This is a genomic window from Nocardia sp. NBC_01730, from assembly GCF_035920445.1.
Classification (GTDB): domain Bacteria; phylum Actinomycetota; class Actinomycetes; order Mycobacteriales; family Mycobacteriaceae; genus Nocardia.
In genome coordinates, this window is record NZ_CP109162.1 from 291,946 (window position 1) to 304,678 (window position 12,733).

Annotated in this window: 7 protein-coding genes; all 7 read right to left on the reverse strand. The window is 64.3% G+C overall.

From position 1 onward, the window contains the following. Window positions 1–221: 221 nt before the first annotated feature. Window positions 222–2,450: a 3'-5' exonuclease gene (locus OHB12_RS01390; RefSeq protein ID WP_327115386.1), complete on the reverse strand. Its 2,229-nt coding sequence runs from the start codon at window positions 2,448–2,450 to the stop codon at window positions 222–224. Further along, a complete protein-coding gene (locus tag OHB12_RS01395; protein WP_327115388.1) occupies window positions 2,450–8,764 on the reverse strand; it encodes a DEAD/DEAH box helicase in 6,315 nt (2,104 codons plus the stop codon). The genes OHB12_RS01390 and OHB12_RS01395 overlap by 1 nt, the downstream gene beginning before the upstream one ends. Window positions 8,765–9,256: 492 nt before the next feature. After that, window positions 9,257–9,769 (reverse strand): hypothetical protein, encoded by a 513-nt coding sequence (locus tag OHB12_RS01400; RefSeq protein ID WP_327115390.1) that lies wholly within the window; start codon window positions 9,767–9,769, stop codon window positions 9,257–9,259. 26 nt (window positions 9,770–9,795) lie between these two features. Continuing rightward, the gene (locus OHB12_RS01405) at window positions 9,796–11,025 is read right to left on the reverse strand and encodes a DUF6973 domain-containing protein (protein WP_327115392.1); all 1,230 of its coding nucleotides are present in this window, start codon (window positions 11,023–11,025) and stop codon (window positions 9,796–9,798) included. After that, the gene (locus OHB12_RS01410) at window positions 11,022–11,312 is read right to left on the reverse strand and encodes a hypothetical protein (protein WP_327115394.1); all 291 of its coding nucleotides are present in this window, start codon (window positions 11,310–11,312) and stop codon (window positions 11,022–11,024) included. Before OHB12_RS01410 ends, OHB12_RS01405 begins: the two co-directional genes overlap by 4 nt. 18 nt (window positions 11,313–11,330) lie before the next feature. Beyond that, on the reverse strand, window positions 11,331–11,687 hold the full coding sequence (locus OHB12_RS01415; RefSeq protein ID WP_327115396.1) for a YbaB/EbfC family nucleoid-associated protein: 357 nt from the start codon (window positions 11,685–11,687) through the stop codon (window positions 11,331–11,333). 284 nt (window positions 11,688–11,971) lie between these two features. Continuing rightward, the gene (locus OHB12_RS01420) at window positions 11,972–12,733 is read right to left on the reverse strand and encodes an ESX secretion-associated protein EspG (RefSeq protein WP_327115398.1); all 762 of its coding nucleotides are present in this window, start codon (window positions 12,731–12,733) and stop codon (window positions 11,972–11,974) included.

Here is a 12,733-nt window from a genome sequence, read left to right on the forward strand (position 1 = left end):
TCTTCGCACCGCGCCGCTACGGCCACAGACGGAGCAATAGTGGACACCACTGCAGCACGACCCGTTTGGTTGAGCGCGGCGCTTACACACTCCCGATGACGACAATCTCGATTCCGCTTCAAGGGCTTCGCCGACACCGCCCTCGAGCCGATTGACATCGCAGTCGTGCAAAGAATTGGAGTGTGGAGCTGCGTGACAGCGCGAATCGACCGTGCACCGGATCAGCCGAGTAGCTCCGACCGTTTCCCGCTCCAGGTCACGACCAGCTGGTCGCGGGCACGACTGGCTGCGACATACAGCAGCGAACGTTCACGTTGCATCGCCTCGGCCTGCTCTTCCTGCGGATATCCGCGCAGTGTCGCGGCGGAGGGGACATGGGCGTCGTCGATCCCGGTGAGGATGACACACCGGAACTCCATGCCCTTGGATCGGTGCATGGTCAGCACCTGGACGTGGTCGGCGCTCGCGGGTTTGTCGTCGAGCGCGCGGGCTTCGACGCCGCGTTCGCCGAGGGCGCGCACCAGTTGGCCGCGATCGCTTTTTCCACGAGTCAGGACGGCGATACTACCCGGGGCGATGCCGTCGTCGGCAAGCCATTTTTTGACCCGATCTGCGATCTTGCCGAGTTCGTCGGTGGCGGAATCGCATTCGAGCAGGCGCGGATTCGGCCCGAGTCGGGCGGAGGTGTATTCCTTTGTCGACTCTTCGCCCTCCTCGAGATCGCGGTATTCTTCGCCCGCCAAAATGTTCACCGCGAAATGCAGGTTCTGTGCGGTGGTCCGGTAGTTCAGCGTCAGCCGGTTCGAGCGGCGGCCACGAATGTTGATGCCGAGGCGACTGAGCACCACCGGTTGACCGTAGATTCGCTGATACGAATCCTCGGCGATGAACAGATCGTCGGGTCCCTCGGCAACGAGTGCGCGCAGCAGTGCCCAATGCGTGGCATGCAGGTCCTGGGCTTCGTCGACGATGACGTGGTCCGCCAGGCGCTCGGCTCCGGAATCGGCACGCAGTTGAAGCTCTTTGGCCGCCAAGGCCAGCACCTCGGGGAAGCTGACCGATTCGTCCATCCGGCTGCGTCGGCGGAACCCGTCGATCAGCTTCCAGACCGCGATGCGCTGCGGTCGGGTCAGGCGCACCCCACGTCCGGTTCGCATGACCTTCGCGTACTGTTCCAGGCTGGTTACGTTGTTGCCGAGTACCACTGCGACGTACTCGTTTTCGAGGAAGCTCGGGTGCGTGAGTCGATGATCGAGCCCGCTGGCCACAGTCTGCACCACCTCCCGCCACGTCTTGTCGGTGTCGGTGCGACTGGACCCGAACTCGCCCGCGCTGGAACCGAAGACGGCTGCGAAGGCGGGGCCGAGATCGGGGGACTGGTTCAGGACGGCGTTGGCGAGCTGATCGATGCCCGCCACATAAATACCGGGTTCGCCAGGCTTGTTCGCGATGATCAGCGCCGGATCGAGGATCCGGAGATCAGCCTTGAGATCCAGGGCGAGGGTCTTGTTGAAGGTGGTCAGGATGATTCGTGCGTCCTTGTTCCGCTTCGCGAGATTCCTGGCCCGATGCAAGGCGACGACCGTTTTCCCGGTGCCCGCGCCACCGCACAGCCGGAACGTTCCCCGGTAGCTCTTCTCGGCGTACTTGCGTTGCGTCGGGTGCAGGAAGGTACGCCACTTGGCGAAGTCGCCGCCCTCGATCACACGGCGCAGTTCGTCATTGTTATCGATAATGGTGAACTGCATTTTCGATGCAGGATGGTCGATCGCGGCGAGGATCTGGTCGTCCTCGCTGAGGGTGCCGTCCACCGGTCCGTCGGTGAAACCGTAGGCGTCGCGGATCTGGTCGATGCCGATGCCAACCGCGAGGTCGAGTAGCGCGCTGCCTTGCCAGCTGATCGCGGTGGCGGCGATCTCGATAATCGCGTTGTCGTCGGGCGCTGCGAGCGCGCGGGCGGCGAGATCTGGATCGAGCCCGAGTTGGTCTGTCAGGTCCGCACTGGTGAAGCCGAGCCCACGAAGGAAGGACGGTGTCGGTGGTTTCGCGTCCTGCTTACTCGGTGATGTCGTGAAATGCGGTGTGACAGGGCCCTTTGCGCCGTCGCTCAGCTCGCCGACGATTCCTTCGAGCACACCGTTGATCGGATTCACCCGCAGCGTGGACCGTTCGGCAAGCGTGATGGCGACATCGTGCTTCCAGGTACCGAGGTAGATATAGGTGGTTTCACCGCCGGTGTCATCGACCCGAAACATGATGGCGCGGAAGTTCAAGTCCACCCGACCGGTGCGCACTCGTGGGTCGCGGGCACCTTTGATCGGCTCGATATGCAGGCCTGGCGCGGTGTCGTCGGCGCGGACCTTCTCGAAGAAGTCGTACACCTTGTTCTTGATCGACCCGTCGAGTTTCGGCATCGACTTGCCGTTGGTCGCGAGCACCACGTTCGCCATCACATCACCCCGTTCGTCTCGAGTGCGTCGACGATCCGCACCACCATCGGCGGACAGACCGTCCACCCCTGCTCGGACAACGTCTTGACCACCTCGGGCTCGTCGTCCAACATCACCCCGACCCGGCCCGCCCAGGACAAGGTCATGACCACGCCATCGCGGGTTTCCTCGCCCACCACCGGCAACGGCACGCCCTCGGCCGCCAGTTGCAGGATCAGCGTCCGTTCGGCGTCGGACACAGTGAGATCGAACCGTTGTTGCCATTCGGCACTCAGTGCGAGGTTGGCGTACACCGACGCACCGCTCGGCGCGGCGGAGTCCGCGACGAGCAGACTGCGGGTGGTGATGAGATGGTTGTCGCTCAAGCCCAGCCAATTGGACAGGCGCAGCCAGTCCTTCCACGCCTTGCCTTCCTGCGCCTCCAGCGTGTCGTCGTAATCATCGAGGGCCAGTACGGCATTGATCGTTTTCGTGGCCTGCCGCATTGTCGCGCTGACCACGAGTGGGCCATGAGTGAACGACCAGCACATGTCGGTGCCTGGCGGAAAGGCCGCCGAGCTTCCGTCGAGGGCGTCGCGCGCGCGGCGGGCGATCCCGTCACCGTCGCCCTTGGCGCGACCGTCGCGTTGGAACATTATCGGCAGCCAGCGTGCCAGGGCTTCCCATGCGTCCAGATCCGGGTTCTCGACCAAGGCGATCAGCTGAGTGATCGGATCGGCCGTCAGTAGTTCGACCACTGTGGGCTGCAGCGTGACCACGCTGGTCATCCGCTTGGCGTGGCCGTGCGCATACCACGACGGTTGCGCCGACTCCTTGCTCTTGAAGTGCTGAAGATCCTCGTGCCCGAATGCCCAGACGAGGTGGCCGCCCGCACGCAGGACCGCGCGTTTGTCGGCATCGTCGGCGACCTGGTTGTGTTCGGGTGTCGCGTGGTATTTGCGGCCGTCGGCGAAGATCGCGATGGGCGGAATCGTGGCGTCGTCGGTGCTGAGCTCGAAGTCGGGTCGCGCGGCCCCCACCAGTACCTGCGGGGTCAATGTCCACGTGCGAATCGTTTTGCCCGACACGGTGATCTTGGCCGAAGGGCCGTAGGTGCCTGCTTTTTCCCTGACCGTCGCGCCCTTGGATCTCCACCGTTCGATGAAGGCGGCGTAGAACTCTTTCTCCAACGGGGATTCTTCGCTGCCAACGGATTTGGTGGGTGTGGCGTGGACGATTCTCGCTTGCCACGAATCCCACTGTGGCTGCGCGTCGTCGCCGACGTCGAGCAACTGGTCGAGCAGTTTCGCTGCCGTCTTCCTGGATACCAGGTCCATCTCGTGTGGTGGGGCGAACGGCAGCAGGCACTTGTGGCATGCGAGCCGTTCTTGTTCGGCACAGTCGCAGGTCGAGACGACCTCCCGTGCCGCGCGCAGCACCGACCACACCTTCCCGGCATCGGCGAACTCGGCAAGATAGCCGGTGCCGCCCGGCACGGTGTCGTGGATCAGTAGCGCCCGCTGGTTGGGTGCGTGCAGCGCGTCGGGAATGCTCGCGACGTCGAGGTGTTCGGGTGATCCGCCGATCACCTGCCTGAGCCCGAGCAGGATCGCCGCACTCAGACTCGGGTGCGCGAACGGGTCGTATTCGAGGGCGACCGGCAGGTGCAGCAGTACCGCCTGGGTCCGCAGCGTGCGGGCGAGCGCGATCTCGTCGACGTGCTCGGTGGTCGCGGTCCGGTAGCGGCACCAACTGCGGTGTTCGTGCCGCACATTGCGCCCCGACGTCCGGTTCAGCTGCCCGCATCCCCGGCACACCCGGAACAAGCCGGTGGCCGTCTCCTGGCCCGCGATCATGCGCTTGCTGCCCTGGGAGCTTCCCCGCCCCATATTGAGCCAGCGAATATCGGTGTGGCGCAGGTACTCCGCGCCGAAATCGAGATCGGGAACGAACCACGCACTTCCGATGTTCTCCGGTTTGATGTCGGCGGCGGTGACGATCGTGAACGACTCCCGGTGGCGCTCGTCGCGGGCGTCGTTGATAACGGCTTCATCGCGTCGCACAGCGGCGGAGACTCTGGACATCTCGACCACGCGCAACTGCTGGCTGACATCGGTGACGGCGCTGCTGTGGCACCGTGGGCACTGTGATACCCGCGCGACCTCGTGGCCCGCGGGAGTCGTCTGAGCCCAACCGCAGCGCGGGCACATGCGCCACAGTTCGATCTTCGACTCGTTCGCGCCGAGGTCGACAGCGTCGATCTGTACGGCCAGACCCTGTGCGTAAAACGTTGCACCAGGGGCGAGTTCGGTAAGCGCGATCCGCGATCCGCGGCGATAACTGACGGTGTCGCTCAGGTACTCCTTGGTGTCCGGGTCGATCCAGGTGACGCCGACGTCGAGGGTCACCGAGTCGTCGAGCAGCGTGTAGTTGGGTAGTACCCCGTACCGTTCGAGCACGCTGATCCAGAAGTCGGCGGTCAGCTCGTAGATCTGACCGCCGAGCAGTTTCAGCGATCCTTTGGCGGTTTTGAAGTCGCGCTTGTCGTCGTCGGTGGCGGCGGGAGCGTTCGCGCGGCGCTCGAATTCCGGGAGCTCGGCCAGGACCGCGTCGCGCCGGGCGTTCAGCTCGGTGTAGTCGTTGTTCCACCTGTGCACCGACTCGCGCAGGAATGCCGTCAGTGCACTGTCCGCGTCGGCGTGCGGTGTCGCCCATGCACGAAGGGCGTCGGCGGCGGGCTCGGCCAGGGTGCCGTCGAACTGGGCGAGGAATTCGTCGAGCAGCTCGGTGGCCCGATGGTCGGCGAGGGCGATCAGGTTCCCCATCCAGCTACCCACGTCGAAGCTACGCAGCACATCCTGCGCCTCGAGCCGTGGCGTGAAGGCGCCGGTGGTCGCTCGGGCGATGCGGTCGACGATGTGCGCGATGTACTGCCGTTGCAGTATCTCCTCGGCGGTCAGGAAGGTAGCCGGTGGACGGACCTCGCCCTGAATCACCGACAGTGGTTCGTTGAGCTTCGGCAGATGTTCGCCGCGTCCGCGAACGAAGGCGAGCACCAGGGAATTTCCCGTGCGGCGTCCGGCGCGACCGACCCGCTGTAGGTACGACGACACGGTGCGTGGCAGCGACCCCAGCATGACGGTGGACAGGTCGCCGATGTCGATACCCATCTCGAGTGTCGGGGTCGCGACCAGGACGTTCGGTGCCTGCGGGTCGGCGCTCCCATTCTTGAACGCCGCCTCGTAGGCCAGTCGCGTCTGCGCGGGCAGCAGCGACGTGTGCTCCCTCGCGACGACCCGCTTCATCTCCGATTCGCCGTAGAGCGTGCGATAGAAGTTCGACGAGTTGATCCCGCGCTGCAACGTCCCCGGACAGCGGTCCAGCATGCAGGGAGCCCCGTCGAGTTGATCGATGACGAGCTGGCTGCCGGGGTTCGGCGTCCGGCAGACCGTGCACACCAGCAGATGCTTGTGATCGACGAGGTCCTGCTCGTCGGGGACGCTGACCGCGACAGCTGCCGCAGTGAGTCCGTATGCGGTGAGACCACTTTCGGTGGTCAGCTCGGTGATTACACGCTTCTCGGCAAGCACCGAGAACAGCGACTTCGCCAGGTGTCCCGCGTCGCCGGGCGCGACACTCAGGCATTGCGCCGCCCATTTGGCGTACCAGGATGTCGGGGCGGTGATGGAGTCGAAGCCCTCTGGCACGCTGCGTGAGCCGATCGCGGGAAACGCGGGAGCGGGCCTTCCTTTGGGGAATGCGGGCATCCCCTCTCCGCGTGGCCGCCCGCCCCAGACCCAACGCCGGTTCGCGTCCTTCGCGATGTACGTTTCCAGCCATCGGTGGTGGATGGCGCCACGCATGCGCACCCGTTCGACCGTGCCGCGGACCCAGCGCGTGATCGCGGCAGAATCCGGTGCAGTGAGCGGCAATTGGTGGTCGATGGCGTCCATCGCGGCGCGGCCGAGTTGCTGGGCGCGATCACGTGCGCCGAGATTCACCTCGGCGACCGCGCTGCCGGTGAGTTCGAGCGTCCGGCCGAGCCGCGATTGCAGCCCGAACTCCAGGTCGATGTCGAACTGCAGCCGCAGCAGTGCCCGCCTGGTGGCATCGCGGCGTTGCCGCGAGGTGGCGTCCGCTCGCCAGAAGTCGACGAACTCGTCACGTTCGACGATGTCGGGTGCGAGCAGGTGGTAGCGGCGGATCGGGTCGTTGCCGGCGCGGTCGACGACCGCCGCGGCGAGTTCCGGCAGGGTCAGCTTGTCGGGTCCCATCGCGCTGCGCAGTGCCGAGCGCAGGCTCAGCGTGTGTGAACGTGCTTGGACGAATCCCGCGCGGTGCGCGGCATCCTGCACGCTGTCGGTGAACATCAACGCCTTTTTCTCGTCGGTGTCCAGGCCGGCGTCGCCGAACATGTTGGACAGCGTCACCGACAGTTGGGTCGCCACCGCGCTACCGAGGAACCGGATGCCGTCGGTGGTGCCGCAGGAAGGGCACTTGTCCGCCTTCGATTCCTCGTCGGCGTCCGGCCCGGTCAGCACGAGGACCGGAAGCACGTTGCCGTTCAGATAATCGGCGCCTTCGAGATCCGGTGCCGTGTCGGTGATGTCGCGGTCGTAGAGCCGGAACCAGCGCAGCCCTTCGACGGTCGTGTCGAAGGCGGCTTCGGCGGGTGCGGAGATGAGAGCGCGGAATCGGCCGTCGCCCGCGGCGTGGTCGCCGCGAATGTTTTTGTCGGAGTGGTCGAGTGTGGTGCCGGTCGGCGCGAGTCGCGCACCCCACCCCGAGCGTCCGCAGTGGCGGCAGAAGATCGCGGGCAGGTACATGGTCTGCGGATCTTCGGGTGGTCCGTCGTCGGACCAGTGATAGGCCGTCGCGGTCGAGACGGCTCGGTCGATCCGGGTCAGTTCCCGAATCCACAGGTGCACATCGACACTCAGTGCGGTGCGGCCGATTTCGGTGCGCAGGTACGACAGCACCGCTAGGAGGTGTTCGAGGAAGTGTGGTCGTTTCGCTGCCGCGCCGGTCGGGGTGACAGAGCTGGTGAAGATGTCGGCGACGACATCGGCCATCGAAATGGCGTCGACGGTGCGCCGGACCAATTGGGCGAAGCCGTCGTGGGTTTTCAGCAGGCACAGTTGATCTACCGGTTCGAACAGGGCGAAATTGTCCACGAGTTCGGCGGGGTCTTCGACACCGTCGGTCGACCGAAACAGTGTCGCGAGTACTTCAGCAGCCAGGGCCTTGCCGCCGCGCTCGGCGGCTTTCTCCAGGCGGCTGAGCACCTTGGCGTCGGTGGTCGCCGGGGTTATCGGTTCGAATCGTGTCCCGAGCGCGGCATCCCGATCCGCCAGCCACTCGCCGACCTCGAGTCGGGTCTCGCCGATCACCGCGTCGCTGTCGAAAACCTCGCCGAACACGGTGTGCGCGAAGTCGAGCATCGCCGTCGGCGCTGCCTTGGACCCGAGCGTGGCGGAGGTGGCGACCGGCGTGATCCGGCCGAGTGGACGCGCCCGGTCCTCCTCGGTCACCGCCGTCCGATCGGTCCAGTACGACTTGACCGTGAGGCCGAGCCGCCGCAGCAGCATGGCCACGTCGGTACCTTGGGCACCGTCATAGGTGTGGAACTCGTCCAACACGATGTATTGCAATGAGTGCGCGGACAATCGCCACATATCGGCGCGGTCGGGGCGCAGCAACAGATGGTCGAGCATCTTGTAGTTGGTGAGCAAGATGTCCGGCGGTGACTTGTGCAGAAGGTTGCGGTCGGTGATCAATCCGGCTTCGGAGACGATGGTGCGTTCCGAGGACTGCTCACCGGTGAATAGCCCGGCCGTGACCTCGGCCAGGCGCGGGTCATCGGTGATGACCTTCGCCAAACGTTCCGCCTGGTCATTGGCCAGCGCGTTCATCGGGTAGAGGATCAGCGCCTTCATCCCGGTGATGCCCGCCCGCCTGGCTCGCAGGACATGGTCGAGGATCGGGAATAGAAACGATTCGGTCTTACCGGAACCGGTACCGGTGGTCACCAGCGTCGGTTTCGGACGCTGCTGCGTTTTGGTCGAGAGTCGCTCGAACGCGGCGGCCTGGTGGCCGTAGGGGGTGAATCCGTCAGGCCGCCAATCCAAGTGCACGCCCCAGTTGCCCCTCGCCGGGGCGAATGGCAGCCGTAGCCGGACATAGGGGCCCTTGAAGATCCCCGCCGCCGGGTCGCCGATGAAGTCCGCCAGCGCGCCGTAGGCGTCGGGGTCGGTGAGCGCGAAAGTCGTCGTGAGGTAATCGGTCAGGCCGTTGCGCAGACGACGGGCCTGCAACGTGGGCAGTAGTTCCCCCAAGATCGGCTCTCTTCCGTTTCCGTGTCGCGCAGCAGCGTCGTGAGTGGTTGTCGGCCGGTCTCGCCGACGCCCGCCCCCTTCGTCGTGCCGGGATTCGTGACCCCGACTCTGCTTCGCCCTGCTGTTATCCCATCCCGCACCTGACGATGGTGCGTTTTGCGATACACGACACCGAGACAGGCGCTCACCAACCTACCAAGCGGCTGTAGCAACGGCTTCGCGGTTATCACCGGACAGGGTTGCCGCGGAGCGGTTGGTCGGCGAGTTCCCAGGCGTAATCTGGGCCGCTTCTCGCGGTAGTCCATCGACGGTGACCTGCACCGTTCGCCGGAGCCGAGTCCGCATTTCGGTAGTGTCGGCGGGGATCGCCGCGACGGTGCCGCCGCCGATCATCGCCTCTCCGGGGAGTGGAACTACTTGCGGCGGACTATGCACACGACACCGAGCCGCGGTGTCGATTCTCATCGAGCGACCGCGGGGCGGTCGGGTATCTCACGGTGCAGGTACGAGACGTCCCTTCGGGTCACGGATCAACACTGACGGAGGTGCGAGGGCGAGCCGGTCGTTCAGACGGAGCGGCTTTTTATCGCCTGTCCAAATAATCTTCTGGACAGGCCTGTTGTTGGCGAAGAATAGGTAGTACCCCCACGGCACCTCCGTGCTCGAATCCTGTTTTGCGGGAATTCCCTTCCAGCAGCCCGGCGCGACGTTGGCCTGCGCGGCGCGGCTCAGATCCTCGGGGTCCATAGCCGGTTGCACATCCACCATTCGTTCCCAGCCGTCGGTCCATCCGGCCGCACGGGTGACCTCGATGAGCGTCACCGAGTCGGAATCCCGCGCCGCTTTCCCCAGTTCCTCGGTGAACCTCGTACCCGAACCGAGCGTTTCGATATTGCCGTAGAAGTTGACAACTTCTGCGTTGCAGGGCAATTCGGGCGAAGACGATGACGCGAACGGTCCGATGCAGCCACTCAATATCGGCACCAGTGCTGCGACAACGATCAAGTATTTACTTTTCATTGCTCGCTCCGTTACTTCCCAGGAAGAGGTACGCTGACTCCAGGTTGGATCGCGGTATCGCCAGGTTGCACGCTGTTGCTCCATGCGATTTGTGGGTTGGCTCCCTCGGTCGGAGCATGGAGCACGATCATATTTCCCTCTTGAATAGACGCGCCGATCTTGGCTTTCAGTTCTTCTGGACTGGCATCAGGGTTGTCCCGGCCGATTTCCCGGCCTTTTTCGTTGTTGAACAGATCCATCGCTTCGCGGGCCGGTGGGTTACCGCCGGACTTCTCGTGTGCGGTCGTGTACGCCTTGGTCCAATCGTCGCCGAATTCCTGTGTCATCCGTGCGTTCCAGTACGTGTGACGAAATGCGTCTCCGTGTCCGTCTGCGTCGGCATTCCTCTGAAGGTCTTCGTTCTTCAGCCCTTTATACTGCTCCAGGCCAGCCTGCTCTGCCTCGTTCTTGATTTGGTAGAAGTCCCAGAGGCCGACTGCGCCGTGCCGGGAGACAAGCATCTCCAAGGCGTTGGCCTCTTCGCGCGGAAGTGAACTCGGCTGGAAGCTCGGGTCCATGGTACGGATGTAGTCGAGCAACCAGCCGCTCGGCCACACCACAGGGGCGGATTCCGATGCCTCGGTTTGATAGTCGGCGAGGATCTTCGCCAGGGTCGGGTCGGTCGGCATGGCGACCAGTGCCTGCTTGGCAGAGTTCGGCACCTGCTCGAGCAGATTCTGGATATTTCCCTCGGCGGTGAGATCGGCTTCCTGGATTCTGCTCAGGGCTTGACGTAGTCCGCCGGTTAGCCGGATTTCTTCGAGCTCCTTTCTGGCGACCGCAGTGCCTGGTGCCCACCAGTACTTCTTCATCCACTCCCAGTTGGATTTCCGAGACGACACTCCGCCGTCATCGTGGTAGAACAGATCCCACTCGGAGTCTTCGACCTCCTTGATAACGGCGCGAATCAGGAGGATCATGCCGTCGAAAATGGCAGCCGTGGAAGTGATAATGCCGGACATCGACTCATAGAGGTCCACTGTGACGAGCGCATCCTTGCGATCGTCTTGGGTGCGCTGTCGCGCTGATTCACCGGTTGCATTGTCGAAATACGGTTGCGAGTCACCGACCGCGCGAGCAACTGCCTCGACTTCCGTTTCGATTTCTCCTGCGGCCCGGGAAAGAATCGAAGCCAGCTCCCTTGCGGGACTCAGATTCCACTGCAGCACCTCCGGGATCAGCAGGTCTTTGGCCTCGCTCATCGCGGACCTTCTTGCGTGAATCGGGCGGCTCGCATCTGGTCCTGGTTCTCGAAATCGGTCACCGCTTTGTCCAAGATGTCCGCGACGCCGGTAAACCGACTGGCATGGAACTTCAGCACTCCGTCGAGTGCCTGCAAAGTCTCCTGTACCCGGGTAAGTGCCAGTGACTCGTCCGCTCCCTTACGGGATTCGTCACGGGCTGGGATGGCCATTGGCGCCTTGCCGTCGACCGTCTCCGCATGTCCGCGCACCTGACTGGCGAGTTCCCGGACTCGCCCTGGGTCCATATTGAACATTCCCTGACCTCAGATCACATATCCGTGGTCGCCGAACCCGCCGTGACCGGGACCGCGCTCATCGTGTCGGCTCGCCGGGGCGAACGTCGACGGTTGGTACTCCGATGACAACTCCGTGAAGACGCGCTCGGCTTCGGCCTCGGCATTCGCGTGTGCGACACGATGCCGATCGGTGATGAGCGCAGCCAGTCGATCCGGATCATGCTCCTGCGCATAGGGCGACAGCTGGAGATCGGTGATCGCCCCGCGGGCGTCGGTCTCGATATAGACGGTGCTGTCGGTGGATTGCGCTCGTCCGCGCACCCGCTCTGTCGCCTCGTTGATCCGCTTGACCCGCGCCGCTAGTTCGTCCGTGTTTTCGATCATTTTGCTCCCCCATAGCTGCTCGTATCCTGCTCCGCGCCTACGGTAACAGTGTTCGGTGCAGTCGCGGGTGCATCGGTCGCGGGTGCATCGTGACTCTGCTCGCATCCCCGGATGCCACACGAAACCGCAGCCGTGAGCGATCATGTCAGCGGTCAAGTAATTCCCGACTTATCTTCGTGTCATCGGGCGGTCATGACAGCGGCGATCAGTCGGGAACCTGTGCACATGATTCGGTTCGTGAGCATGACCCGAATCGGGTGTATCTGCCCGGGGCCGATCGAAGCTCACGTGTAGTTCGGGTCGTTGTCCTCGCGGTAGCCCTTGACAGTCACCTGCACCGTTCGCTGGAGCTGAGTTCGTATCTCGGTGGTGTCGGCGGGGATCGCCGTGACGGTGGCTCCGCTGCGGACGAGGTAGCGGCCGTCTGGATAGTCCATCACGTGGAAGCCCCTGGCGGGTGTGGGCCGGTTGTCCCATGCCGGGCCCGCGTAAACCCCGACGTGGGCGATAGTCGTGCGCGGGCGTTCGAAGAACCGTGCGGCCCGCACGCGCGGCGTCGGCTGTGCGCCCACGCGGTACGGCTCTTCGTGCTCGGTGTCGAGATCGTGTCGGGAGACCTCGATGCGGGGGCCGCCGCCGCGGGGAGCGGGTGGCAGCAGGTCGATGAGCCGACCGCTGACCGCATCAGCGTCGATCAGCGACATGTGAACGGCCCCACCGTGATCCGGTGACGAGGTCGGCTCCTGTACCAGCAGCACGGCATGCCGGTAGTGGACGGCGGCGTGCACCCGCATCTTCCGCTCGCGGTCGAATCCCGCGAGCTCGATGCGTGCTTCCGGTTCGGCGAGCACGCGCAGCGCGCCGTACAGCGCTTCGTCGAAACACCGATGTAGTCCGGCCGCTTCGGATTTCCAGTCTTCCTCGTATTCGGCGATCGTTTCGGCGGTGGACCGATACTGCAACGGGTAGGGCAGTACGTCACGGTCGACGGCGCGCCACAGCACCGTGAAGCCGAGCGCCGTGAACGACCAGTCTCTTCGACTCAT